General features: G+C 61.9%; 21 protein-coding genes. 1 reads left to right on the top strand and 20 read right to left on the bottom strand.

Annotated features, from left to right (window positions below; all coding sequences use genetic code 11):
- Positions 1-213 precede the first annotated feature (213 nt).
- Together rho and DOM36_RS16380 are read right to left on the bottom strand one after the other, a co-directional pair.
- The gene (rho, locus tag DOM36_RS16385) at positions 214-1,473 is read right to left on the bottom strand and encodes a transcription termination factor Rho (RefSeq protein WP_075568157.1); all 1,260 of its coding nucleotides are present in this window, start codon (positions 1,471-1,473) and stop codon (positions 214-216) included.
- A 420-nt stretch (positions 1,474-1,893) separates the two neighbouring features.
- Positions 1,894-2,226 carry a thioredoxin family protein gene (locus DOM36_RS16380; RefSeq protein ID WP_075568158.1) on the bottom strand — a complete coding sequence of 111 codons (333 nt, stop codon included), beginning with the start codon at positions 2,224-2,226 and terminating at the stop codon, positions 1,894-1,896.
- Between the two features lie 188 nt (positions 2,227-2,414).
- Here DOM36_RS16380 and ppx point away from each other — a divergent pair, with 188 nt between their 5' ends.
- Entirely contained in the window at positions 2,415-3,923 is a 1,509-nt protein-coding gene (ppx, locus tag DOM36_RS16375; protein WP_075568159.1) for an exopolyphosphatase, read from the top strand.
- 7 nt (positions 3,924-3,930) lie between these two features.
- Here the strand turns inward: ppx and tilS are convergent, their stop codons facing one another.
- The 18 genes from tilS to rpsB all read right to left on the bottom strand — a co-directional run bounded on the left by tilS (position 3,931) and on the right by rpsB (position 25,069).
- Positions 3,931-5,196: a tRNA lysidine(34) synthetase TilS gene (tilS, locus tag DOM36_RS16370; RefSeq protein ID WP_232823890.1), complete on the bottom strand. Its 1,266-nt coding sequence runs from the start codon at positions 5,194-5,196 to the stop codon at positions 3,931-3,933.
- Positions 5,197-5,368: 172 nt separating this feature from the next.
- Positions 5,369-6,319 (bottom strand): acetyl-CoA carboxylase carboxyl transferase subunit alpha, encoded by a 951-nt coding sequence (accA, locus tag DOM36_RS16365; protein ID WP_110643730.1) that lies wholly within the window; start codon positions 6,317-6,319, stop codon positions 5,369-5,371.
- A 124-nt stretch (positions 6,320-6,443) separates the two neighbouring features.
- Entirely contained in the window at positions 6,444-9,953 is a 3,510-nt protein-coding gene (gene dnaE, locus DOM36_RS16360; RefSeq protein ID WP_110643729.1) for a DNA polymerase III subunit alpha, read from the bottom strand.
- 199 nt (positions 9,954-10,152) lie between these two features.
- On the bottom strand, positions 10,153-10,776 hold the full coding sequence (gene rnhB / locus DOM36_RS16355; protein ID WP_198651311.1) for a ribonuclease HII: 624 nt from the start codon (positions 10,774-10,776) through the stop codon (positions 10,153-10,155).
- 25 nt (positions 10,777-10,801) lie between these two features.
- The gene (gene lpxB / locus DOM36_RS16350; RefSeq protein WP_110643728.1) at positions 10,802-11,968 is read right to left on the bottom strand and encodes a lipid-A-disaccharide synthase; all 1,167 of its coding nucleotides are present in this window, start codon (positions 11,966-11,968) and stop codon (positions 10,802-10,804) included.
- Between the two features lie 10 nt (positions 11,969-11,978).
- Positions 11,979-12,746 carry an acyl-ACP--UDP-N-acetylglucosamine O-acyltransferase gene (lpxA, locus tag DOM36_RS16345; RefSeq protein WP_075568165.1) on the bottom strand — a complete coding sequence of 256 codons (768 nt, stop codon included), beginning with the start codon at positions 12,744-12,746 and terminating at the stop codon, positions 11,979-11,981.
- Positions 12,743-13,186 (bottom strand): 3-hydroxyacyl-ACP dehydratase FabZ, encoded by a 444-nt coding sequence (fabZ, locus tag DOM36_RS16340; RefSeq protein ID WP_075568166.1) that lies wholly within the window; start codon positions 13,184-13,186, stop codon positions 12,743-12,745. Before fabZ ends, lpxA begins: the two co-directional genes overlap by 4 nt.
- Positions 13,187-13,354: 168 nt before the next feature.
- Positions 13,355-14,395, bottom strand: a complete 1,041-nt coding sequence (lpxD, locus tag DOM36_RS16335; RefSeq protein ID WP_110643727.1) for a UDP-3-O-(3-hydroxymyristoyl)glucosamine N-acyltransferase — start codon at positions 14,393-14,395, stop codon at positions 13,355-13,357.
- Positions 14,396-14,417: 22 nt separating this feature from the next.
- A complete protein-coding gene (locus DOM36_RS16330; RefSeq protein WP_075568168.1) occupies positions 14,418-14,921 on the bottom strand; it encodes an OmpH family outer membrane protein in 504 nt (167 codons plus the stop codon).
- A 96-nt stretch (positions 14,922-15,017) separates the two neighbouring features.
- Positions 15,018-17,357, bottom strand: a complete 2,340-nt coding sequence (bamA, locus tag DOM36_RS16325) for an outer membrane protein assembly factor BamA (protein WP_232823889.1) — start codon at positions 17,355-17,357, stop codon at positions 15,018-15,020.
- A 217-nt stretch (positions 17,358-17,574) separates the two neighbouring features.
- Complete coding sequence (rseP, locus tag DOM36_RS16320) at positions 17,575-18,930, bottom strand: sigma E protease regulator RseP (RefSeq protein WP_110643726.1); 1,356 nt, start codon at positions 18,928-18,930, stop codon at positions 17,575-17,577.
- A complete protein-coding gene (gene ispC, locus DOM36_RS16315; RefSeq protein WP_110643725.1) occupies positions 18,930-20,144 on the bottom strand; it encodes a 1-deoxy-D-xylulose-5-phosphate reductoisomerase in 1,215 nt (404 codons plus the stop codon). Before ispC ends, rseP begins: the two co-directional genes overlap by 1 nt.
- Before the next feature lie 7 nt (positions 20,145-20,151).
- Complete coding sequence (locus DOM36_RS16310) at positions 20,152-20,952, bottom strand: phosphatidate cytidylyltransferase (protein WP_075568171.1); 801 nt, start codon at positions 20,950-20,952, stop codon at positions 20,152-20,154.
- Complete coding sequence (uppS, locus tag DOM36_RS16305; RefSeq protein ID WP_075568172.1) at positions 20,945-21,706, bottom strand: polyprenyl diphosphate synthase; 762 nt, start codon at positions 21,704-21,706, stop codon at positions 20,945-20,947. The genes DOM36_RS16310 and uppS overlap by 8 nt, the downstream gene beginning before the upstream one ends.
- 64 nt (positions 21,707-21,770) lie before the next feature.
- Positions 21,771-22,328 (bottom strand): ribosome recycling factor, encoded by a 558-nt coding sequence (frr, locus tag DOM36_RS16300; protein ID WP_075568173.1) that lies wholly within the window; start codon positions 22,326-22,328, stop codon positions 21,771-21,773.
- A 10-nt stretch (positions 22,329-22,338) separates the two neighbouring features.
- A complete protein-coding gene (gene pyrH, locus DOM36_RS16295; RefSeq protein ID WP_075568174.1) occupies positions 22,339-23,112 on the bottom strand; it encodes a UMP kinase in 774 nt (257 codons plus the stop codon).
- 174 nt (positions 23,113-23,286) lie between these two features.
- Positions 23,287-24,156: a translation elongation factor Ts gene (gene tsf, locus DOM36_RS16290; protein WP_075568175.1), complete on the bottom strand. Its 870-nt coding sequence runs from the start codon at positions 24,154-24,156 to the stop codon at positions 23,287-23,289.
- Positions 24,157-24,328: 172 nt separating this feature from the next.
- On the bottom strand, positions 24,329-25,069 hold the full coding sequence (gene rpsB, locus DOM36_RS16285) for a 30S ribosomal protein S2 (protein ID WP_075568176.1): 741 nt from the start codon (positions 25,067-25,069) through the stop codon (positions 24,329-24,331).
- Positions 25,070-25,384 lie beyond the last annotated feature (315 nt).

The following is a 25,384-nucleotide window of genomic DNA, read 5'->3' as shown; positions in this document are numbered from 1 at the left end:
CGTATCCCGCTATCCAAGAACGCAAAAAGGGCAGCATAACATGCTGCCCTATTGCATCTCTGCTCGATTTCCAAATCTCGATCCCATCAGACCCGAACATCGGATCGAGCGATGGCAGGACAAGGCGAACGACGACGAGCCAGCCGAGTGTACTGTCGTACATGAGCATGGCGAGTCGGCGTTCAACGCCGTACTGCCGAGCGCAGCCCGACGTTATCTACGCTTCATGGCTTCGAAGAATTCAAGATTGGTCTTGGTATCCTTGAGGCGATCGATCAGGAACTCGGTGGCGGCCACATCGTCCATCGGATTGAGCAGCTTGCGCAGAATCCACATGCGCTGCATCTCTTCCTCGGACGCGATCAGATCCTCGCGACGGGTACCGGAGCGGCGGATGTTGAAGGCCGGATAGACCCGACGCTCGGCCAGCTTGCGATCGAGATGGGCTTCCATGTTGCCGGTACCCTTGAACTCCTCGAAGATCACTTCGTCCATCTTCGAGCCGGTATCGACCAGCGCCGTGGCAATGATGGTCAGACTGCCACCCTCTTCGATGTTACGCGCGGCACCGAAAAAGCGCTTGGGCTTCTCGAGGGCGTGAGCATCGACACCACCCGTCAGTACCTTGCCCGATGACGGCACCACGGTGTTGTAGGCACGCGCCAGGCGAGTGATGGAGTCGAGCAGGATGACCACATCCTTCTTGTGCTCGACCAGACGCTTGGCCTTCTCGATGACCATCTCGGCCACCTGGACGTGGCGTGCCGGGGGTTCGTCGAAGGTCGATGCCACGACCTCGCCACGCACCGTACGCGACATTTCCGTCACCTCTTCCGGGCGCTCGTCGATCAGCAGCACGATCATGTGGCATTCAGGATTGTTGCGCGTGATCGAGGTGGCGATGTTCTGCAGCATCAAGGTCTTGCCGGCCTTGGGCGGCGACACGATCAAGCCACGCTGGCCCTTGCCGATCGGCGCGGTGAGATCGATCACCCGGGCCGTGATGTCCTCGGTAGAGCCATTGCCGATCTCCATCACCATCCGTTCCTGCGGGAACAGTGGCGTCAGGTTCTCGAACAGGATCTTGTGCTTGGCGTTTTCCGGCTTGTCGAAGTTGATTTCATTGACTTTCAACAACGCGAAATAGCGCTCGCCTTCCTTCGGCGGGCGAATCTTGCCGGAAATCGAGTCGCCCTTGCGCAAGTTGAAGCGGCGAATCTGGGACGGCGAGACATAGATGTCATCGGGGCCAGCCAGATAGGAAGAGTCGGCACTACGCAGGAAACCGAATCCGTCCTGCAGAATCTCCAGGACGCCATCGCCGTAGATGTCCTCGCCGCTCTTCGCGTGCTTTTTCAGGATCGCGAAGATGATGTCCTGCTTGCGTGAGCGCGCCAGATTATCGATTCCCATTTCACGGGCGATATCCAGCAGTTCAGGAACGGATTTTTGCTTGAGTTCGGTTAGATTCATGAGTTCGGTCAGAGAGGGCTCGTGTCGCAGGCAATGACTTTTGCCGAGATAGAAAAGAAGGACAAGAGGCGGTCAGTTCAAACGCCGCGCGGCGCGTTCAGTCGTCCCAGGATGTCAGGCATTCGTATGGTCTATTGGTCCAACGCCGAAGCATGTCGAGAGCCGACTGCTGGGTGACGAAGGTGCCGGGAGAGCGTTTCGATTCGCCTGCAATCTCACGGAAGAGTCATCCGAGAGAGTTGTCACTGTCCAACGATCGGGGTTGCCGAAAATCGGTACTGGGATTGACTGACGACTTGGGGGACCGCGACGCGGTCGAGAAGCATTCGGAACAGGCGAACGTCCAGATGGTAGACAAGCTATCTGCCGAAAGCAAGTCACGATAGGGCGATAACCGATTGTATTGTCCAATGTCTCCGACTAATTACGCGCACACTCTTCGCCAATTTGCAGCAGTTGCTGTTCCGACAACGCGCCGACTCGCGTCAGCCGCGGTTCACCGTCGATGAACAGAATCAGCGTCGGCGTTCCCTTGACCCCGTAGCGTTCGGCCAGCATCGGCTCGCGATCGACATCCACCACGGCTACCGGCAGACCGCGAATCGACTCCTGGGAGACCGAGGACAGCCGTGATAGCAGCGTTTCGCAGGGCTGGCACCAGTCGGCAACGAAGACCGCCAACCACGGAGAGTCATGATCTTCACGCTGAAGCTCGAAAGCTTCACTGTCCAACTGGCGACGCTGTGACGACATGTTCTCGGGTCTCGATCGGGGTAACTGCCTGTTGCCGACAGCATGCCTGCCGCCTCATCGATTGACAAGGCCACGCCCCCACCGCAATCTTGCGGTGCCCGAAGCGCCTGCCCTGCCGGCATTGGTCCGGCGTCGGGCATACCCGGCAGACCCGCCTTCCACTTGCCAGCTTTCGAGGACGCCACGCCATGAGCGGGAAGTCGACCGCCGAAGACGCGACGCGCCGTCTGGCCGCCATCGATCTCGGTTCCAACAGCTTTCATCTGTTGGTTGCCAACTATCAGGACGGCCAACTCCAGGTCGTCGCCAAGATGGGCGAGAAAGTCCAGCTCGCCGCCGGGCTCGACGACGATGAGAACTTTACCGACGCGGCGATGGACCGGGCACTCGGGTGCCTGGAACGCTTTGCCCCCTTTCTCGAGGGCGTGCCCTCCGCCGATCTGCGAATCGTCGGCACCAATGCCCTTCGCGCCGCCCATAACGCCCGAGCGTTGATCGAGCGTGCCGAAGCGCTGATCGGCCATCCGATCGAAATCATCGGTGGCCGTGAAGAGGCTCGCCTGATCTATCTCGGCGCCGCCCACGCGTTGGCCGAAGTCCACGGGCGACGTCTGATCGTCGATATCGGCGGTGGCTCCACCGAATTCATCATCGGCGAGGACTTCGAACCGCAGGCGCTGGAAAGCCTCCACATGGGCTGTGTCGCCTACACCGGCGCCTTTTTCGCCGATGGCGAACTCAGTGAAAAGCGCTTCCGGCGTGCCGAGATGGCCGCGCTGTCGGAGCTGGCCCATATTCAGCGCCATTATCGTCAGTTGGGATGGCAGGATCCGATAGGCTCCAGTGGCACGATCAAGGCGGTGGCAGCCGTCATCGCCGCGCGAGGCGACGGAGACGCCACACTGATCGAGCGCGATGCGCTGATGAAACTGCGCAGGAAACTGATCGCCTGCGGCCACCTGGACAAGGTCGCGATGGACGGGCTCAAGGAGGACCGAGCGCGAGTCTTCCCGGCTGGCGTTGCCATTCTCTGCGCCGTTTTCGAAGCCTTCGAGCTGGAACGCATGCGCTATTCGGACGGCGCGCTACGGGAGGGCGTGCTCTTCGACCTGATCGGCCGCAACACGCTGGAAGACCCCCGTCGTCACAGCGTCGAACTATTGATGCGACGCTACAGCGTCGAGACCAGCCATGCCGATCACGTCGCGGAAACCGCCATGGCTGCCTTCGATCAGGTCCAGGATCATTGGGAACTCGGTGAACAACAGCGACTGTTTCTCTATTGGGCAGCCCAGGTGCATGAAATCGGCCTGGCGATCTCTCACAGCCAGTTTCATCGTCACGGCGCCTATCTGATCGAATACTCCGACCTGACAGGCTTCTCCCGTCCCGAACAGCAGGCGCTGGCGTTCCTGGTCCGCGCCCACCGGCGTAAATTTGCCCAGAAGGAGCTGGAATCGCTGCCTCGCGCCGTGCAGACCACCTATCAGCGCCTGGCCCGCCTGCTCAGGCTCGCAGTCATGCTCAATCATGCCCGGCCGGAGCAGGCGAGCACCGATTTTCGCCTCGCTTGCGACGGTGACGCGCTGCATCTTGCATTGCCACAAGCCAGACACCAGGCCCTGCTGCTCAACGACCTGGAGCAGGAAGCGGAATTTCAGAAGGCCGCAGGGCTGTCGTTGACCTACGATGCCTGACGTCGATCTAGCGCGTCTGACACCAGCCTTCCGCCGACACCAGGCCAATGACAGCCACCAGCTCTTCGCCAAACCATACCAGTGGCAGGCGATCTCGCTGCCACGGCGGGACGCCGGCTTCCTGCAGCAGGCGCTTGAGATCGCGCCTGCCGCGACCGGCCAGACGCAGACTTTCTCCACCCCGACGCAGACCGACCCGTAAACGCGCCGTGGCGGCTTCCGGTGGCGGGCGCAACTCAAACGGATAGACGCCCCAAGGCGTCGCAAGCGGCGCGTGACCCTCCCAGATCGTCTGCCAGGCTGGATCCACCGCCGACAGTGGCGCCATCAGATGGAGATGGTCCCGCCAGATCCGTGCCTCGGCGCCCGGCCAGAGAATGGCCGGCAGGCGGTCCGCGCCCGCCTCGGCAAGCTGACGCTCGAGTTCGACCAAGCGCGCGGCCGGCGGCGAGGGAAGGCCCAGACGTTCCAGCGCATGACGAATCAGCAGCCGGCGCCGTGGCCCGCTCAACGCCATCAGCGTCGATAACGGCAGACGTCCGGGATCGCCACCCGCGGCCGCCAGATCGATCGCCGCCAGCTCTGTCATCAACCCATCGCTCTCCTGCAGCCAGACGGCACTACGCGCGAGCGATTCGACAGCCGTTGACCAACGGTCCCGCAACGGTGGCATCAGACGATGGCGCAGATAGTTGCGATCGAAGACCAAGTCCTCGTTGGTGGGATCTTCACACCAGGTGACACCGCGCCGAGCCGCTTCCTGCGTCAGCGTCGACCGGCTGATAATCAACCAGGGTCGCTCGATCTGGATGCCCCGCCACTCGCGCCGGGAAGGCATGCCCGCCAGCCCGCGCACGCCGCTCCCGCGCAGCGCGGCCAGCAGGAACGTCTCGGCCTGGTCATCGGCGTGCTGAGCCAGCCATAAGTGGTCCCCCGCCGAAAGATGTTCGGCGAAGGCCCGATAGCGGGCGTCTCGCGCCGCCGCTTCGAGCCCTTGCCCCTGCAACTCGACCTGCACCTGCGCCACGGTCAACGACACCGCCAGCGCATTGCACAGCTCACGGCAATGTGACTCGAAGTCGCGTGCCGCCGCCTGCAGGCCGTGATTGACGTGAATCGCCCGCAGCTCGATCCCGCGCCGGCGCGCCAGCGGCACCGTCACGTTCAACAGCAGGCAAGAGTCGAGCCCCCCGGAGAGCGCCACCCAAACGACACGCCCCGACACATGACGTGCCAGGGCGTTATCGACGAGATCTTCTAGAGAATGCTGCAACGCGGGGCTCCTGAACGCTCGACCTTTGGACAACATCCCATGTCGCCGAGTGACCGTGCGAGCGATACTCAGACAAGGCGAGCGCGGTCGAGGGCGCGCAGTGTAGTTCACTACATGAGCGGACCGAGTGAGCGCTCAACGCCGTGTGAGTGAGCGCAGCCGGTCATTTTCACTAAGGGGCGCCATAGCTCATCAGGCGATCATACCTTCGCTCCAATAGCGTCTCGGTATCCATCGCCCGCAGCCGATCGAGACTGCCCGTCAGCGCGTCCTTGACTCGATCGGCCGTCTTGCGCGGATTCCGGTGTGCGCCACCCAACGGCTCGTCGATCAGTGAATCCACGAACCCGAGTTCTTTCAGACGCGACGCGGTGATGCCCATCGCATGGGCGGCTTCGGAGGCCTTGTCGGCGCTCTTCCACAAAATCGAGGCACAACCCTCCGGCGAGATCACCGAATAGGTGGAGTACTGCAGCATCTGCAGCTCGTCGCAGACACCGATGGCAAGCGCCCCGCCGGAGCCGCCCTCGCCGATGACCGTGGCGATGATCGGCGTCTTCAGCCGCGACATGACGGCGAGGTTGTAGGCGATCGCCTCTGACTGGCCCCGCTCCTCGGCATCGATACCGGGATAGGCACCCGGCGTATCGATGAAGGTCAGCACCGGCATCTTGAAGCGCTCGGCCATCTCCATCAGACGACACGCCTTGCGATACCCTTCCGGACGCGGCATGCCGAAGTTGCGGCGAACCTTCTCCTTGACGTCACGACCCTTCTGATGGCCGATGACCATCACCGGCTTGTCGTCGAGCCGCGCCACACCGCCGACCAGGGCGGCATCGTCGGCGAAATGACGATCGCCGTGCATCTCGTCGAAGTCGGTAAAGATGCTGTCAAGGTAATCGAGCGTATAGGGGCGCTGGGGATGGCGCGACAGCTGCGTCACCTGCCAGGCGGTCAGGTCACGGAAGATCTGCTCGGTGAGCTTGCGGCTTTTCTCCTCGAGCTTGCCGATCTCGTCACTCAGGCTGATACGGCTATCGTTGCCGACCAGTCGCAGCTCTTCGATCTTGGCCTGAAGTTCGGCAATCGGTTGTTCAAAGTCTAGATAGTTGGGATTCATAGAGCTTCTACTTTGTGATCCTGGCAAGCTTCGATTTCTGAAATACGGGCGACTGGCGTGCCGCGAAACGGATCATTATCGCACCTTCACAAGTGTTGGCAAGGAGGCGTCCGGCGAGCACGGGTCAGCCACCCCGATAGCGAAGGGCGACTTTTTCATAACCTTCTACGTCACGAAGCGCGCTCATCAGCTCATCGCTGGGCGATACCTTCCACGCCGCCGCCAGCTCGAAGCAGCCGCTGGCCTGGGCATTGCGATAGCGCACGCGAACCGGAAGACCGGATTCGCTCAACCACGGCGAGAGGCTGTCGTGCAGCGAGCTGGAGAATCGCCCGTTGAGCTGACTGCCATCCACCGAGAGCTCCACCGCCTCGCCGAAACGCGCGCGGGCGTCCGCCATCAGGGTGACGTCCTTGGTACGCAGCCGCAAACCGCCGGAATAATCGTCGCTCGAGACCTCGCCTTCGATGATCAATACCTGATCGGCGGTGAGCTTGCCGCGGACCTGATCGAACAACTCGCCGAACAGCGAGGCCTCGATGCGGCCGGTACGGTCATCGAGGGTCACGAACGCCATGGTGTCGCCACGCTTCGATTTCATGGTCCGCATCGCCACGACCAGCCCGGCAACGCGCTGGGGCTCGCGGGACGGCTTGAGGTCGACGATGCGGGTCGCCACGAAACGTTTGAGCTCGTGTTCGTACTCGTCGATCGGGTGACCGGTAAGGTAGAGCCCCAGCGTCTCCTTCTCGCCCGCCAGACGCTCCTTGTCGCTCCAGTCGCGGGCGTGGCGATAGTCGGCGTAGATGTCCTCGCTGCCGTCGACTTCGGCAAATGCCTCGCCGAACATGTCCATCATGCCCCGGCTCTGGTTGGCCTGATTCTGTGAAGCCGCCTTGATCGCGGCATCGACCGAGGCCGCCAGCACCGCGCGGGATGGCCCCAGCGTGTCCAGCGCACCGGAGCGGATCAATGCTTCGAGGGTGCGCTTGTTCATGCGCTTGCCATCGATACGTCGGCAGAAATCGAACAGATCGGTGAACTCGCCGTCCGCCTCGCGCGCCTCGACGATGGCACCGATCGGACCTTCACCGACGCCGCGGATCGCCCCGAGCCCGTAGACAACCTGACCACTCTCGTCGACGGTGAACTTGTAGGCGCCCACGTTGACATTGGGCGGCGTCACCGTCAGCCCGATATGACGACACTCCTCGATCAGCGGCACGACCTTGTCGAGATTGTCCATCTCGGTCGAGAGCACGGCCGCCATGAACGGCCCGGGATAGTGTGCCTTGAGCCAGGCGGTCTGATACGAGACCAGCCCGTAGGCGGCCGAGTGCGACTTGTTGAAGCCGTAGCCGGCGAACTTTTCCACCAGGTCGAACAGGTTGCCGGCCAGATCCTTGTCGATCCCGTGGGCGGCGCACCCTTCCATGAAACCGGCGCGCTGCTTGGCCATCTCCTCGGGCTTCTTCTTGCCCATGGCTCGACGCAGCATGTCTGCCTGGCCCAGGGTGTAGCCGGCCAGCACCTGGGCGATCTGCATCACCTGCTCCTGATACAGGATGATGCCGTAGGTCGGCTCCAGCACCGGCTTGAGCAGCTCATGCTGGTAATCCGCACTCGGGTAGGCGATCGCCGCGCGCCCATGCTTGCGGTTGATGAAATCATCGACCATCCCGGACTGCAGAGGCCCCGGCCGGAACAGCGCCACCAGCGCGATCATGTCCTCGAGCGAATCCGGCTGCAGCCGCTTGATCAGTTCCTTCATGCCGCGGGATTCGAGCTGGAACACCGCCGTCGTCTCGGCCTTCTTGAGCATGTCGAAGGTCGGCTTGTCGTCCAGCGGAATGGTGCTGATATCGAGCGGACCGACATTATCGCGGGCCCGCACCACGTCGACCATTTCCAGCGCCCAGTCGATGATCGTCAGCGTGCGCAGGCCGAGAAAGTCGAACTTGACCAGGCCGGCATCCTCGACGTCGTTCTTGTCGAACTGGACCATCAGCCCCGAGCCGTTGGCCTCGCACAGCAGCGGCGAGAAATCGGTCAGCTTGGTCGGCGCGATGACCACCCCGCCGGCGTGCTTGCCGGTACCGCGGGTGATGCCTTCGAGCTTGAGCGCCATCTCCCAGATTTCGGCCGCTTCCTCGTCGTACTCGAGATACTCCTTGAGCTGCGGCTCCTGCTCGATCGCCTTGCCCAGCGTCATGCCGACCTCGAACGGAATCAGCTTGGAGAGCTTGTCGCCCATCGAGTAAGGCTTGCCCTGGGCACGCGCCACGTCACGCACCACGGCCTTGGCCGCCATGGTGCCGAAGGTGACGATCTGGGAGACCGCATCGCGGCCGTAGCGATTGGCCACGTAGTCGATGACCCGGTCACGCTTCTCCATGCAGAAATCGACATCGAAGTCGGGCATCGAGACACGTTCCGGATTCAGGAAACGCTCGAACAGCAGATCGTATTCGAGCGGATCGAGATCGGTGATCTTGAGCACATAGGCGACCAGCGAGCCCGCGCCCGACCCACGCCCCGGCCCGACCGGGATGTCGTTGTCCTTGGCCCACTGGATGAAGTCCATCACGATCAGGAAGTAGCCCGGGAATCCCATCTTGAGGATGATGTCGAGCTCGAAGTCGAGCCGCTGCCGGTAGGCCGGCTCGTGATCGGCCAGCGACCGTCCCGGGTAGATCGGCGTGTCGCCACCGAACAGCAGATTCAGACGGTCGGTGAGACCATCATGGGAAATCTTGCGGAAGAATTCGTCCTGCGTCAGCCCTTCGGGAATCGGGTACTCCGGCAGGAATATCTCACCCAGGCGCACGCTGGCAGTGCAGCGCGCCGCGATCATGACACTGTTCTCGAGCGCCTCGGGGACGTCGGAAAAAAGCTCGGCCATCTCCTGGGGCGTCTTGAGATACTGCTCTTCGCTGTAGCGACGCTCGCGGCGGGGATCCTCCAGCGCCTTGCCCTCGCCGATCGAAACCCGGGTCTCGTGCGCCCAGAAGTCCTCGCGTTCGAGAAAGCGCACGTCATTGGTCGCCACCACCGGCACGCCGGTTTCGCTCGCCAGCCGCACGGAGTGGTGGACACACTCTTCATCGTATTGGCGACCGGTGCGCTGCAGCTCCAGATAGAAACGCCCGGGAAAATGCTGCTGCCATTCCGACAGCAGCTGACGCGCGGTATCGACATGCTCGGCGATCAGAAACCGGCCGATCTCCCCTTCCCGGGCACCGGATAGCGCAATCAGCCCCTCGCTCTGCTCGAATACCCAGGCCTTGTCGAGAATCGCCAGATTCTGACGCTGACCTTCGGTCCAGGCTCGCGAGATCAGCTCGGTCAGATTGCGGTAGCCGATATCGTTCATCGCCAACAGCGTCAGACGATAGGGGTGGCTCTCATCATGGGCGTTATGCAGCCACAGATCGGCGCCGATGATCGGTTTCAGGCCGGCGCCCTGGGCCGCCTTGTAGATCTTGACCAGCCCGAACAGGTTGGTGTCGTCGGTCACGGCCACGGCTGGCATGCCGGTCTCGGCCGTAGCCTTGACCAACGGCTTGAGCCGGACCAGACCATCGACGAGAGAGTATTCGCTGTGGACACGAAGGTGAACGAAGGGTGTTGTCATGACGAACTCGAGTCAGGCGGCGAATGAATTCAGACACTGGCTATACGATCGATAAGGCCCGGTCATGCGCCTGGCAACGCGATAGCGGCATGCCATGGCCAGCGCATTGAGAAGATCAGCATGCCTAAAGGCGGCACGAGCCACAATGGGCCGATGGATAAAGACCGGGGAGCCGGCGCGATCCATCACGGTCGATCGTTCATGCCCAGGCGAGCCGGGCGCGGACGGGCGCGAAAGAGCTGCGGTGCTCCGCCAGCGGGCCAAGACGAACCAGCGCATCGAGATGTTCCGGCGTCGGGTAGCCCTTGTGACGGCAGAAACCGTAGTCCGGATACAGCAGATCGAGCGCGGCCATCTGCGCGTCCCGGGCCACCTTGGCCAGAATCGACGCCGCGCTGATCGCGGAATGGCGCAGGTCGCCTTTGACCACGGCCTGCCCCGGGCAGGCATGCCCCGGCAACCGGTTGCCGTCGACCAGCAGATACTCGGGCGGGGTCGGCAGCGCGTCGATGGCACGTCGCATTGCCAGGTGCGTAGCGTGATAGATATTGAGCGAATCGATCTCCTGGGGCGAGGCTTCACCGACGGCGAAGGCGAGCGCGCGGTCGCGAATCTGTACGTCGAGCGCCTCGCGCCGTACCGCGCTCAGACACTTGGAGTCGGTCAGACCCTCGATCGGGCGGTCGGGGTCGAGAATCACGGCGGCAGCCACCACCGAACCGACCAGCGGGCCCCGCCCGACCTCATCGACGCCGGCGAGCAGATGCCCCTCGTATTCGATGATGATTTCCGGCCAGGCGGATGGCGAAGATTTCAATGGCATGACTTCTCTCGTCAAACACTTCTCGTCAGAGACTTCCGGATGCTGGCTCCAGCGTCCCGTACTCGGCCAGCGAAAGGATGGCCGTGGCGGCCCGCTCGCTGGCATCACGCTGCAACTCGGCGTGCAGTGCCGCGAAACGCCGTTCGAGCGCAGCACGAGCCTGGTCATCCTCGAACCACGGCAGCAGTGTCTCGACCAGCGATTCGGGTGTCACCGCCTCCTGAATCAGCTCCGGCACCAGCGTTTCCTGGGCAATCAGATTGGGCAGCGAGATCCAGCGCGTCTTGACCATCCGCTTGGCCAGCCAGTATGTCGCTGGCGCCATGCGATAGGCGACCACCATGGGCCGATGACAAAGCATGGCTTCCAGCGCCGCCGTGCCGGACGTCAACAGCACCGCATCGGCGGCCGTCATCACCTCTCGCGAACGTCCCTCGACAATGACCGTATTGGCGGCGAGATCCGGAAACCGTCCGAGCAGCGACTCGAGCTCCTGGCGCCGCTCCGGCGAGGCCGCAGGTATTGCCACCTGCAGGGCGCCGAGATGCGCACGCAGCGCGGACGCCGCTCGCAGGAACATTTCGCCCTGGAACCGAACCTCATTGCTGCGCGAGCCCGGCAGCATGGCCAGCGTCGGCACGTCGAGAACCAGCCCGAGCGCTCGCCGGGCTTCAGCACGGTCGTTGACCAGCGGCATCTCGTCGGCCAGCGGATGCCCGACATAGGCGACCGGCACGTGGTGGTCCGCGTAAAAATCCGCTTCGAACGGCAGAAAGGTCAACATTCCGTCGACCGCCTTGGCGATCGTCTTGACGCGCCCCTGACGCCAGGCCCAGACCGAGGGACTGACGTAATGCGCGGTCCGGATACCCTCGTCATGGAGCTGCCGCTCGAGGCCGATATTGAAGTCCGGGGCATCGATACCCACCATGATGTCAGGTCGCCAGTCCAGCGCATCTCGCTTGAGATGACGGCGCACCTTGATCAGGCCCGGGAGATGCTTGAGCACCTCGACCAGACCCATCACCGAGAGGGTTTCCAGCGGATAGAGCGACTCGAGCCCGTGTGCCTGCATTCGCGGGCCACCGATGCCGCGAAACTCGATTTGGGGATGGCGACACCTGAGCGCCTGCATCAGTCCGGCACCGAGAATGTCGCCCGACAGTTCGCCCGCCACGAGATAGACGCGCATCAGGCTGTTCCTAGCGGATGATGCCGCGTTGAGACACTTTCAGAGAATCGATGAAGCGTTGCGTTTCGTCGAGCGAGAAACGGCTTTCGATTTCGCTGACAGCCTGCTCCAGCGTCAGACCTTTGCGATAGACCAGGCGGTACGCCTCGCCCAGCGCCTTGATCGCCTCGGCGGAGAAACCCCGGCGCTTGAGCCCGATCGAGTTCAGCCCGTGGGGTGCCGCCGGATTGCCGCTGACCATGATGAACGCCGGAATGTCCTTGGTGATGGCCGAGCAGCCACCGACCATGGCATGTTCGCCCATGTGGGCAAACTGATGGATTGCGGAGAGCCCACCAATGATGGCGAAGTCGCCAAGCGTCACGTGACCGGCCAGCGTCGCCTGGTTGGCGAGAATGCAGTCGTTGCCGATCAGGCAGTCGTGGCCCACATGGGAATAGGCCATGAACAAGTTGCGGTTGCCGATGGTGGTAACGCCACGGTCCTGGATGGTTCCGCGATGGATCGTCACGCTCTCGCGCACGACGTTGTCGTCCCCCATTTCGAGCCGCGTCGGCTCGCCGGCGTACTTCTTGTCCTGACAGTCCTCCCCGACCGAGGCGAACTGGAAGACCCGATTACGCTTGCCGAGTCGAGTCGGCCCCTTGAGCACGACGTGCGGCCCGATCACGCTACCGGCATCGATCTCGACGTCGGCTCCGATCACGCTGAATGGACCGACTTCGACGTCGTCGGCCAGTCGGGCGGAGGGATCGACGATGGCGGAGGGATGAATCAAGCGACTTTCCTCTCGGCACAGATGATTTCTGCTTCGCAGGCCAGCTCGTCACCGACCGTTGCCCGGCAGGCGAACTTCCAGATACCGCGCTTGCCCTTGATCACGTTGGCCTCGAGCCGCAGCTGGTCACCCGGCATGACCGGGCGCTTGAAGCGTACGTTATCGCTACCGACGAGGTAATAGACGTAGCCATCGGCCGGCAGCTTGTTGACGGTCTTGAAACCGAGGATGCCACAGGCCTGGGCCATCGCTTCGATGATCAGCACGCCGGGCATGATCGGGTGATGAGGAAAATGGCCGTTGAAGAAAGGTTCGTTGATGCTGACGTTCTTGTACGCCACGATCGACTCGCCAATCGTGATTTCCATCACGCGATCTACCAGTAAAAATGGATAACGATGCGGTAGATATTCGCGAATCTGGTTGATGTCCATGATCATCAATACAACCTCTGAAATAACGAAATGCCTGCCCCTACACTTTGGCTAAGGGCAGGCAAAGGGCGGCAAAACGGCGTTCACCCATGTGGGCGGGCATTATACAGGCGCACCTGACGACTGCCAGCCTCGGGAGGCGACCGGTGACGGCCCCGAGGGTGTCACGGATCCTCAAGCGTCGCGGATATCGCGCTCGAGCCGCGTCAAGCGCTTGGCGATCTCGTCGAGCTGTTTGAAGCGTACCGCGTTCTTCCGCCACTGACTATTCGACATCGAACCCGTGCCGGAAGAGTAGACGCCGGGCTCCAGAATCGAGTTCGTGACCAGACTCATCCCGGTCACCTGGACACCGTCGGTGAGCGTGAGATGGCCGGAGAGCCCGACGCCGCCGCCCAGCAGACAGTGGCGGCCGACCTTGGTGGAACCCGCGATGCCGACGCAGCCTGCCAGCGCACTGTGATCGCCGACCTGAACGTTGTGGGCGATCTGCACCTGGGAGTCTATCTTGACCCCGTTGCCGATCAGCGTGTCGCCCAGGGCTCCGCGATCGATGCTCGAACAGCTACCCACTTCGACATCGTCACCCAGACTGACGCCACCCAGCTGAGCGATCTTCTCCCAGCCTTTGCCATCATGGGCGAACCCGAAGCCGTCGCCACCGATGACGCATCCGCTATGGAGAATCGCCCGCTCACCGATGATCACCCCGTGATACAGCGTGACATTGGCGTGCAGGCGAGAGCCGCTACCGATCGCGGTGTCGGCGCCGATGAAACACCCGGCACCGATGACACAATCATCAGCAATGTGCACACCGGCTTCGATGACGCAGTGAGCGCCGATCTCGACGCGCTCGCCAAGGGTCGCCTCGGGGGATACGACTGCCGTCGGATGCACACCTTGCGAAGCCTGGTTGGCCAGCGGATCGAACAGGCGCGACAGCTTGGCGTAGCCCAGATACGGGTTTTCCAGCTCCAGCCGCGGGCAAGGGCAGTTTTCACCATGCGCCGGGTGCACCAGAACGGCACCGGCCTGCGTCGTCGCCAGATACTTCAGATAAGCCCGGTTGGCGAGAAACGCCAGATCCGTCGATATCGCGTCGGTCAGCGTCGAAAGACCACTGACACGCACTGTGTCATCACCCACCACGCGGGCGTCGATCCGCTCGGCGAGCTCGCCAAGCGTGTAAGAGGTGGAAGCATCTCTCTTCATGAACGGGCGCCGGTTTGAATCATCAGTTGAGCGAATTGAAGATCTGCGTCACTTCGGAAGTAATGTCGAGGCTATCGCCGGAATAGACGACGGCATCACGGTCGACGACCATATCCAGATCATGCTTGTCGACGACTCGCTGAATGGCCTGATCGAGCTTGGGCTTGGCCCCTTTCAGATACTGCTGCTCGGCCTGCTGCTGCGCCTGGGAGATCTGACCGCGCAGCTGCTGGAACTGACCACCCTTCTGACGCAGCTGCTGGGTCACCGAGTTGCGCTCGGATTCCGACATCACGTCGCCATCCTTCTGCAGCCGCTGCTGCAGCTGCTGCAGCTCTTGGCTCAACGACTGCGCCTGCTGCTGTTGGGAACTGATACGGTTCTTCAGCTGATTCATCGATGCTTGGGCGGAACTGGAAGACATCAGCGCTTCGCGCCAGTCGAGCACGCCCACTTCGGTGGCCATGGCCGGCACCGAGACCATGGTCAACAAACCGAGCCCGAGAACTCCTGCTATCTTGCGCATGCGGCAACTCCTTGAAAGCCTGACTTGGAATCTGGAATTTTTCTGACTCCGGATTCACGGCCCTGTGAATCGTGCCGTGAATCCGGTGCGATGGCGCTAGAACGTCTGACCCAGCGAGAACTGGAACACCTGCGGGTCGTCACCATCCTTCTCGTTCAGCGGCTTGGCAACGCTGAACGTCAGCGGGCCGACCGGTGTCAGCCAGGAGAGCCCCAGGCCCACGCTGTAGCGCAGGTCGTCGAGGCTGACACCGCTGTTACAGCTGGACGGACCATCGCCGGGCACCACTTCGTAGCAGTCGGAGAGGAAGGTATTACCCCCGTCGAGGAAAATACTGGTCTGCAGCGACCGGCGATCCTCGATCCAGGGGAACGGATAGATCAGCTCCGCAGAGCCCTCGACCAGAATGTTGCCACCCAGGGTATCGTCATCCCCATCGCCGCGCTGCGTGGTCTTCTGCCCCAGCGTGTTACCGGTGTAGCCACGTACCGAGCCCAGACCGCCCGAGTAGAAGTTCTCGTAAAACGGATAAGGATCGTTGGAACCCAGCGTATCGGCATAGCCGAGATTGCTGCCGAACTTGAGCGACCAGTCCGGGTTGAGCTCGAACAGCTTCTGGCCGCGGTAACGCACCTTGTAGTACTCGGCGTCCGATCCCGGCAGTGCGGCTTCCAGCGAGACGCGCTGATAGCTACCGGCCGTCGGCATGATCCCGCGGTTCAGGTTGTTGCGGGTCCAGCTCGCCGTCAGCTTGTAATTGAAGAAGTCTTCACCCTCATCGTCGGTGTACTTGACGATTTCGGAAGGCGTGTCGTCGTAGGTATCGATCGACAGATTCTCGAGCCCGACACCGAAGTTCAGCCGCGACAGATCATTGATCGGATAACCGAAATTGATGTTGCCGCCGTAGGAATCGGTCGAGTAGGTCGAGATATCGGAGTCTTCGTAATCGGTTTCGCGGTAGAAGACATTGTAGCCGCGCGAGATGCCGTCGAGCGTCCAGTACGGGTCGGTGAAGCCGAAGTTGATGTTGGTAAACGTGTCACTGCGCTGCGCGCCGATATTGACGCGATTGCCCGTCCCCAGGAAGTTGCTCTGGGACAGCGCAGCGCCATAAATGACGCCTGCGGTCTGGGAAAACCCGACGCTGGCCGAAATGGAGCCCGAGGGCTGTTCCTGAACGTTGTAGGTCACGTCCAGCTGATCCGGCTCGCCGGCTACCGGTCGGGTGTCCACATCGACCTGCTTGAAGAACCCGAGCCGCTCAAGACGCTGACGCGACTGCGATATCTGGTCGGTCGAGGCCGGCGCGCCCTCCATCTGTACCATTTCGCGGCGCAGGACTTCGTCCTGCGTCGTGGTATTACCTTCGAAGTTGATCCGCCGCACGTAGGCACGACGACCCGGATCGACGCGGAAAGTGATGTCCACGGTATCGCCCGCTTCATCGACCGTAGGCACCGCCTGAATATCGGCAAAGGCGAAGCCTTCGGCGCCGAGCTTCTGGCGCAGCGCTTCCGAAGATTCGGTCAACTTGCTCTGGGAAAAATACTCTCCCGACTTGGCAGTCACCAGCGAGCGCGCCATCGATTCGTCGATCTTCAGATCGCCGTCGAACTTGATCTGGTCGAGCTTGTAACGTTTGCCTTCGTCGACGTTGATGGTCACGAAGATCCGCGACTTGTCCGGGCTGATCGAGACCTGCGTCGAGGTGATGGCGAAGTTGACGTAGCCACGATCGAGATACCAGGAACGCAGCGTTTCCAGATCACCGGAAAGCGCCTCCCGGGAATACTCGTCGTCGGAGAACCAGCCGAAGAACCAGCCCGGCTTGTCCTCGAGCTGAAACAGGTCACTCAGAGTGCCGTCGTCGTAGGCCTCGTTGCCCACGACGTTGATCTGGCGAATCTTCGCCACTTCCCCTTCGTTGATGTCGATGTTGACGCGAACCCGATTACGTTCGAGCTGCTCGACCGAGGTCTTGATGCTGGAGCTGTAGCGGCCCTGGGACTGATAGAGACGCTCAAGCTCGCGCTGCATCTCTTCCAGCGTCGAGCGCTGCAGCACCTGACCCTCGGCCAGGCCAGCGTCGGTCAGGCCCTTGCGCAGGTCGTCGTCGGAGATCTGGGAGTTGCCTTCGATGTTGATCTCGGCGATCGACGGCCGCTCGACCACATTGACGATCAGCACGTCGTTGTCGCGGGATAGCCGAATGTCGTCGAACAGCCCGGTGTCGAACAGTTGCTGGGCGGCCTCGCCCAGTTGCTGGTCGTCTACCGTCTGGTCGGCACTGACGGGGAAAGCGTTGAAAACGGATGCAGCCGAGACGCGCTGCAGCCCCTCTACACGAATATCCGAAATCTCAAAAGGTGCCGCCAGCGCAACGGGAGAGCTGGCCAGCAGTAGTCCTGCCAATCCGATGGTCTTGAGTTTCATGCAATCAATCGCTTCTGTGGGGTCCGCCCGCGTATCGAACAGGCACCTTATACATTTCTCCCTACGACTGACAAGCTCATCGCTCGCCACGCCTGGGGTCTTTCCGTTCGCCGCCACTGCGGCGCCGACCGCTGACCGTTCGCATCGCCAGCGTCGCCTCTCGTTCCTCTCGTTCCTGTCGTTCCTGTCGTTCCTGTCGTTCCTGTCGTTCCTGTCGCTACAGTCGCATCAAGTCAAAGTAGAGCGCCATCATCATCAAACATCCGACCAACGCCACGCCGACACGCAGACCCATCGCCTGGGCGGCCTCCGACACCGGCTTGCCGCGAAGCAGCTCGATCAGGTAATAAGCCAGATGACCACCATCGAGCACCGGGATCGGCAGCAGGTTCAAGACCCCCAGACTGATCGACAGATAAGCCAGAAAGCCGACGAACGTCTCGACGCCGCTGCGGGCCGAGTCGCCGGCAATGCGAGCGATGGTGATCGGCCCCGACAGATTCGAGGGGGATATCCAGCCGACGATCATCTTGCGAATCGAATCCGCGGTCAGCCAGGTCATCTCGCCGGTCTTGCTCACAGCCTGCCCGATCGCGGCGATCGGACCATATCGAATTTCACGCCGATAGGACTCAGGCCATTCGACTGTCTGTGATGCGGCACCGACATAACCGATGTTCTCGCCATCCTCGGCCTGCTTCGACTCGGGCGTCAGCGACACGCGGCGCTTGCCGCCATCGCGCTCGACTTCCAGCGCCAGCTCGACGCCAGGATGACGGCGCACGGCCTCGACGAAGGCGACCCAGTCGTCGACCGGCTTGCCGTCCACGCTGACGATGCGATCATCCGCCTTCAATCCCGCACGGCTGGCCGGGCTGTTGTCGAGCACGCGGCCAAGAACCGCGGGCACCTGCGGGCGCCAGGGCGTGATGCCAAGCGACGACATCGGCTGCGGCGGGTCCTGCCGCACCAGCCACTGCCGCACCGGTACGTCGTGGGTTCTTGTCGCGCCGCCTGCGGGATCGCGCGTCGTGAACTGCAGCTCGCCATCGGCGCCGATGGCCGCGATCAGCTGCAGATTGACCTCATTCCAGGAGGGTGTCTCGCGTCCCTCGATGCTGACGATTTCCTGGCCGCTGCGTAGCCCCCCCTGAGCCGCGGGCGAATCCGGCATCACGTCGCCGACCACCGGCGCGACGGTGGTGGCGCCGTAGACGAACAGCGCCCAGTAGGCGACCAGTGCCAGCAGGAAGTTGGCGATGGGGCCGGCTGCCACGATCGCGATCCGCGCCCAGACGCTCTTGCGGTTGAACGCCCGGTCGAGCTCTGCCGGTGCCACCGGACCTTCCCGCTCGTCGAGCATCTTGACGTACCCGCCCAGCGGGATGGCAGCGATGGCGTACTCCGTACCCTGGCGATCGAAACGCGACCACAACGGTTTGCCAAAGCCTACCGAAAACCTCAGCACCTTGACGCCGCAGCGCCTGGCGACCCAGAAGTGCCCGAACTCGTGAAACGTGATCAGCAGGCCGAGTACGACGATGACCGCCAGTACGTTCTGGATCGTATCCATCACGCCCGCCCCCTCTGGAAAGACCGTTGGTGCAACAAACGCTCGGCCAGCTGCCGCGCTCGTGCATCCTCGCACAGTATCACGTCGAGCGAGTCCGCCGCGCGTACCTCGGTCGCTTCGAGCGTCGCTTTCACCAATTGTGCGATACCGAGAAACGCTAGCTTTCCATCAAGAAACGCCTGCACAGCGATCTCATTGGCAGCATTGAGGCTCGCCGGGGCGGTGCCGCCTGCAGCCATTGCCTCTCTCGCCAGGCGCAAACAGGGAAACCGTGCTTCATCCGGAGCTTCGAAATCGAGCCGGGAAACCGCGAACAGATCGAGCGGCTCGACGCCGGCATCGATCCTGGCGGGCCACGCCAGACCATAGGCGATCGGTATGCGCATGTCGGGATTACCCATCTGGGCCAATATCGAGCCGTCGGCATAACCCACCATCGAATGGATGACGCTTTGCGGATGCACGACCACTTCGATCTGCTCAGGTTTCGCATCGAACAGCCAGCACGCTTCGATCAGTTCCAATCCCTTGTTCATCAGAGTGGCACTGTCGGTCGAAATCTTGCGCCCCATCGACCAGTTGGGGTGCGCACAAGCCTGATCCGGCGTCACCCTCTCCAGCGCTGACAGCGACCACTCGCGAAACGGTCCACCCGATGCGGTCAACAACAGCCGCGACACGCCGTGAGCCGATAACCCGCCCCGGTGCTGCATAGGCAGACACTGGTAGATGGCATTATGTTCCGAGTCGATAGGCAAAAGCGTTGCGCCATGGCGGGATACGGCGTCCATGAAGAGCCCCCCGGACATGACCAGCGCTTCCTTGTTGGCCAGCAGCACCCGCTTGCCTGCCTCCACGGCCGCCAGCGTCGGCAACAATCCTGCCGCCCCCACGATCGCCGACATCACCGCGTCCACCTCCGGTGCCCGTGAGACCTCGAGCAGCGCCGCTTCGCCATGACTGACATCGATGTGCGTCAGACGGGCCTCTCGCAGCTGGGCACGCAGCCAGTTGGCATCTTCCTGCGTGCCGATGACGGCTCGCGCCGGCTCGAATCGTCGACAGATCTCGAAAAGCGCCTCGCGGGAGCGCTGAGCGGTCACCGCGTGGAGCTCATAGGCATCGGGATGCTGGCCGATCACGTCCAGCGTGCTGCGACCGATGGAGCCGGTCGCACCCAATAGCGTGACTTTTCGGGGAGAAGATGTGGACATCGGATTGCTATCCCAGCCAGGGGCTAATCAAGGCGAAGAGCGGAACGGCAGCGGTCAGGCTATCGATACGATCGAGAATGCCACCGTGCCCCGGCAGCAGATGGCTGGAATCCTTCAGGCCCCGGAAGCGCTTGAGCATGCTTTCGAACAGATCCCCGATGACGGAGATGAAGGCAACGCCCCATGCCACGACCATCAGCGCCAGCGTCTGCGCGACATCGAAGGAGAGCCAGACGGCATAGATGAGCACCAGCACGGCCACGGCCACCCAGCCGCCGTAGACGCCTTCCCAGGACTTGCCCGGACTGACGTGCGGGGCCAGCTTGCGGCGCCCGAAGCGACGTCCGGCGAAGTAAGCCCCGATATCGGCGACCCACACCAGCAGCAGCACGAACAGCAGCCATTCGCTCCCTTCCTGGCGCAGCTGATAGAGCCCGACCCAGCAGGGCACCAGCACCCACGCGCCCATGCCGAGGCGCAGCGCCGGAGGCTGCCACTGGCCGGTGGCTCGAGGGTAGCGCGACACCCACCAGGCATTGGCCAGCCAGCCGATGGCACCGATCCACAGTGGCCAGCGATCCAGCAGCCATCCCGCCCACCAGGCGACCAGCAGCAGGAGTGCCAGCCCGGCGGTGTAGAGCAGCCGCGGCTGAGCGTCGTCGAACCCGGCCAGACGCGCCCACTCCCAGGCCCCGAGCAGCAGAACCAGTGCGGTAAATGCTGCGAAGGCACCACCCGATAGCCCGAACAGGCCACCAAGCGCCAGAGGCGCCAATATCAATGCCGTCAATATACGCTGTCTAAGCACCCTGAACCTCGACCTGCTGCTGGCTCAGGCCGAAACGGCGCTGACGCTGCTGAAAAGCCTCGAGCGCCGCATCGAATGTCGTACCATCGAAGTCGGGCCACAGCTCCGGCGCAAACACGAACTCCGCGTAGGCAAGCTGCCACAACAGAAAATTTGAGATTCGCTGCTCCCCACTGGTGCGGATACATAGATCGATTGGCGGCTCCTGACTCAGGCACATCTCGCGGTCCAGCGCTTCCTCGTCGATCGACTCGGGTGTCATCAGGCCATCGGCAACCTTGCGCGCCAGACGCTGGGCGGCGCACGCGATATCCCAGCGACCGCCGTAATTGGCTGCGACCACGAGATGCATGCCCGAGTTGTCGCGAGTCAGAGCTTCGGCACGGCTCATGTGCTTCTGCAAAGACGAGGAGAAACGACGGCGATCGCCGATGATGCTGAGTCGAATACCATTCTCGTGGAGTTTTTTCACCTCGCGCTTGAGCACCAGCATGAAAAGCTCCATCAAGGCACTGACCTCGGCCGAAGGCCGACGCCAGTTCTCGCTCGAGAAGGCGAAAAGCGTGAGGGTCTCGATGCGCCGCTCGGCCGCGCGCCGGATGACCGCACGCAGCGATTCGACGCCAGCACGATGCCCTTGTGCGCTGGAGAGCCCCCTGGCGCGCGCCCAGCGATTGTTGCCGTCCATGATGATCGCCACGTGGCGAGGCATCGACGACACCGCTTGAGCGTCGCGCAACTGCATGTCAGTCATGATAGCTCGCAAGACAGGTAGGTAGCGGCGCCCGCGGCAGGTAGAAAACGGGCGCCTGCGTTCCTTAGACCTGCATCAGGTCGTGTTCCTTGGTTTCCAGAAGTCGGTCGATTTCACTGACATGCTTATCGGTCAACTTCTGGATTTCCTCTTCGCCGCGGCGCTCTTCGTCTTCGTTGATCTCTTTGTCCTTGAGCAACGCCTTGAGATCGCCATTGGCATCACGACGTATGCTGCGGATCGCAACACGCGCGTTCTCGGCCTCGGCTCGCGCCTGCTTGATGTAGTTGCGACGCGTCTCCTCGGTCAACGGCGGCATCGGCACACGGATCACGGTACCGGCCGTGGCAGGATTCAATCCCAGGTCGGCCGTCATGATCGCTTTTTCGACCTTGGCCACCATCGGACGTTCCCACGGCGTCACCGCCAGGGTGCGGGCATCTTCGACCGTGATGTTGGCGACCTGGTTGATCGGCATGTTGCTGCCGTAGTAGTCCACCATCACCGCATCGAGAATGCTCGGATGGGCTCGACCCGTGCGAATCTTGTGGAAGTTGCTCTGAAGCGCTTCCAGGCTTTTCTGCATGCGCGCACTGGCGTCTTTCTTGATATCGTCGTTCATGTCCTATACCTCAATCAATCAGCGTGCCTTCTCGCCCACCAACCACCAGATTCAGCAGTGCGCCAGGCTTGGTCATATCGAAGACGCGTACCGGCATATCATGGTCCCGTACCAGGCAGATAGCGGTCAAATCCATCACGCCGAGCTTCTGATCCAGCACCTCATCGTAGCTCAAACTCTCGTACTTGATGGCGTCAGGATACTTGACCGGATCCTTGTCGTAGACGCCGTCGACCTTGGTCGCCTTGACCACCACATTGGCATCGATCTCGATGCCACGCAGGCAGGCCGCGGAATCCGTGGTGAAGAACGGGTTGCCCGTACCGGCTGAAAAGATGACCACGTCACCGGACGTCAAGTAGCGAATCGCGGAGCGGCGATCATAGTGCTCGACGACGCCGCTCATGGGAATCGCCGACATCACCCGCGAACGGATGTTGGAGCGCTCGAGCGCGTCCCGCATCGCCAGCGCGTTCATCACCGTCGCCAGCATGCCCATGTGATCGCCGGTAACCCGGTCCATGCCCGCCGCGTGCAGTGCAGCGCCACGGAACAGATTGCCACCACCGACCACGATACCGACCTGGACGCCGATACCCACCAGCTGCCCGATTTCCAGCGCCATGCGATCGAGCACCTTGGGGTCGATACCGAACTCCTGCTCACCGGTCAGCGCCTCACCCGAGAGTTTCAGCAATATGCGCTTGTACTTTGATTTATCACCACGCTCCGATTTATCACCGCGCTCACTGGGCTTGCTGGTTCGATCGATGACTTCAGGCATGACGCTCTCTCCTGGTTTGACGAGTCGGGTCGGCAGGTCATGACAGATGATCTTCTCATCTGCCGGATACGCAATGGCGTGCGCTTTCGCGCACGCCATCGATGAGGCCGGGTTCAGTCAATGTTACCTGACACCTCAGCCTTGGGCACTGGATGAAACTCGGCCCTGCAAAACTTAACTACGGCGAGCCTGTTCCATCACTTCCTTGGCGAAGTCGACTTCTTCTTTCTCGATACCTTCACCGACCTCGAAGCGCGTGAATCCGACGACTTCACCGCCAGCCGCCTTGGCATATTCAGCGACAGACTGGTTCGGATCCTTGACGAACGGCTGCTCGGTCAAGCTGTTTTCCGCCAGGTACTTCTTGAGACGGCCCTGAACCATCTTCTCGGCGATTTCCGCCGGCTTGCCGGCCATGTCCGGCTGCGCCAGGATGATCGCCTTCTCGCTGTCGAGCTGCGCCTGCGGCATGTCCTGCGGACGTGCCACGACCGGATTGATCGCCGCTGCGTGCATGGAAATGTCCTTGGCCACTTCCTGGCTACCGCCAGTAAGCACGGTCAGCACGCCGATGCGATCGCCGTGGACGTAGGCACCAACCACGCCGCCTTCCGGCGCGTCGACGACGACTGCACGACGTACGGAGATGTTTTCGCCGATCTTCTGCACCAGCTGGTTACGAGCGTCTTCCAGCTCGCCATCCATGATGGTGGCAATGTCTTCGGACTTGGTCTCGAACACCTTGGCCAGCACCTTGGAAGCAAAGCCCTTGAAGTTGTCATCGCGAGAGACGAAATCGGTCTCCGAATTGACTTCGAGCATCGCGGCGCAGCTGCCGTCTTCGGCAACCTGAGTCAGGATCGCGCCTTCGGCGGCGATACGACCCGCCTTCTTGGCGGCCTTCAGGCCGGAATTCTTGCGCAGATCTTCGATCGCACGCTCGATATCGCCGTCGGCTTCGGTCAGTGCTTTCTTGCACTCCATCATGCCGAGACCGGTACGCTCGCGCAGTTCCTTGACTAGAGAAGCGCTGATAGCTGCCATGTTCTACCCCTGAGGATCGCTGTTTCGTCTGACGAGCGGTGCCGCGCGGGCACCGCTCCGGGTGTAAAAAGGGGGCTATAGAGCCCCCTTTCTGTCTGCGCCGATATCGGCACATCGACTGCCTTCTGCAGGAGCAGGTTCAGCGCAGACTCGATGCCGTGGCCATCTTGCGTTACTGGGCGGCGTCGCTGGTTTCACTCGTCTCGTTCACCTCGACGAAATCGTCGGGGCGGCCTTCCTTCGCCTTGCCGCAGGCATCGGCGATGGCCTGGACGTAGATCTGGATGGCGCGAATGGAGTCATCGTTACCCGGGATGACGTAATCGACGCCATCCGGGTTGGAGTTGGTGTCGACGACACCGATGACCGGAATGCCCAGCTTGTTGGCTTCATTGATCGCAATACGCTCGTGATCGACGTCGATCACGAACAGCGCATCCGGCAGACCCGCCATTTCCTTGATACCACCGATGGAACGCTCGAGCTTGTCCTGCTCGCGAGTCGCCATCAGGACTTCTTTCTTGGTCAGCTTCTCGAACGTACCGTCTTCGCGCATGGCTTCGAGTTCGCGCAGACGCTTGATCGACTGACGAATGGTCTTGTAGTTGGTCAACATGCCGCCGAGCCAGCGGTGATTGACGAACGGCTGACCTACGCGATTGGCTTCTTCCTTGATGATCTTGCTGGCGGAACGCTTGGTGCCGACGAACAGGATCTTGTTGTTGGAAGAGGCCATCTTCTCGACGACACTGGTCGCTTCCAGCAGGGCCGGCAGCGTGTGCTCGAGATTGATGATGTGGATCTTGTTACGTGAACCGAAGATGTACTGCCCCATCTTCGGGTTCCAGTAACGGGTCTGGTGACCGAAGTGAGCGCCTGCCTTGAGCAGGTCACGCATATTGACTTGTGCCATGATGACTCCTGGAGAATCGGGTTAGGCTTCCACACACCCCATGGATCCGACCGTACGGCTAGGCCGTCACGGCACCCGGGACCATGTGCCGGTGCATGTGTGTTTTTTGATGACGCGGCAATCACGCGGAGAACCATCGTCGCTACTGACTCGGCTGCGCTGGCGCCTCGACATGAATGCCGACGGCAGGCAAGCTCGGCCACCACTTCGCAGAACGCAGGGATGGGCAATTGCAGTCGAGCGCGCGGATTTATACCATAGAAGACGCACAAGATGAAGTCGCCGGACGTCCAAGACCGCTCCCGGGCGAGCCAT

This window comes from Salinicola sp. CPA57 (assembly GCF_003206035.1).
Classification (GTDB): domain Bacteria; phylum Pseudomonadota; class Gammaproteobacteria; order Pseudomonadales; family Halomonadaceae; genus Salinicola; species Salinicola socius.
The sequence above is the reverse complement of the archived record's forward strand: the minus strand, read 5'-3'. Positions and strand labels throughout refer to the sequence as shown.

Excerpts from the sequence above, each read along its gene's own strand:
- rho (WP_075568157.1), bottom strand. The coding sequence starts at position 1,473 with ATGAATCTAACCGAACTCAAGCAAAAATCCGTTCCTGAACTGCTGGAT.
- DOM36_RS16380 (WP_075568158.1), bottom strand. The coding sequence starts at position 2,226 with ATGTCGTCACAGCGTCGCCAGTTGGACAGTGAAGCTTTCGAGCTTCAG.
- ppx (WP_075568159.1), top strand. The coding sequence starts at position 2,415 with ATGAGCGGGAAGTCGACCGCCGAAGACGCGACGCGCCGTCTGGCCGCC.
- accA (WP_110643730.1), bottom strand. The coding sequence starts at position 6,319 with ATGAATCCCAACTATCTAGACTTTGAACAACCGATTGCCGAACTTCAG.
- dnaE (WP_110643729.1), bottom strand. The coding sequence starts at position 9,953 with ATGACAACACCCTTCGTTCACCTTCGTGTCCACAGCGAATACTCTCTC.
- rnhB (WP_198651311.1), bottom strand. The coding sequence starts at position 10,776 with ATGCCATTGAAATCTTCGCCATCCGCCTGGCCGGAAATCATCATCGAA.
- lpxB (WP_110643728.1), bottom strand. The coding sequence starts at position 11,968 with ATGCGCGTCTATCTCGTGGCGGGCGAACTGTCGGGCGACATTCTCGGT.
- fabZ (WP_075568166.1), bottom strand. The coding sequence starts at position 13,186 with ATGATCATGGACATCAACCAGATTCGCGAATATCTACCGCATCGTTAT.
- lpxD (WP_110643727.1), bottom strand. The coding sequence starts at position 14,395 with ATGAAGAGAGATGCTTCCACCTCTTACACGCTTGGCGAGCTCGCCGAG.
- DOM36_RS16330 (WP_075568168.1), bottom strand. The coding sequence starts at position 14,921 with ATGCGCAAGATAGCAGGAGTTCTCGGGCTCGGTTTGTTGACCATGGTC.
- bamA (WP_232823889.1), bottom strand. The coding sequence starts at position 17,357 with ATGAAACTCAAGACCATCGGATTGGCAGGACTACTGCTGGCCAGCTCT.
- rseP (WP_110643726.1), bottom strand. The coding sequence starts at position 18,930 with ATGGATACGATCCAGAACGTACTGGCGGTCATCGTCGTACTCGGCCTG.
- ispC (WP_110643725.1), bottom strand. The coding sequence starts at position 20,144 with ATGTCCACATCTTCTCCCCGAAAAGTCACGCTATTGGGTGCGACCGGC.
- uppS (WP_075568172.1), bottom strand. The coding sequence starts at position 21,706 with ATGACTGACATGCAGTTGCGCGACGCTCAAGCGGTGTCGTCGATGCCT.
- frr (WP_075568173.1), bottom strand. The coding sequence starts at position 22,328 with ATGAACGACGATATCAAGAAAGACGCCAGTGCGCGCATGCAGAAAAGC.
- pyrH (WP_075568174.1), bottom strand. The coding sequence starts at position 23,112 with ATGCCTGAAGTCATCGATCGAACCAGCAAGCCCAGTGAGCGCGGTGAT.
- tsf (WP_075568175.1), bottom strand. The coding sequence starts at position 24,156 with ATGGCAGCTATCAGCGCTTCTCTAGTCAAGGAACTGCGCGAGCGTACC.
- rpsB (WP_075568176.1), bottom strand. The coding sequence starts at position 25,069 with ATGGCACAAGTCAATATGCGTGACCTGCTCAAGGCAGGCGCTCACTTC.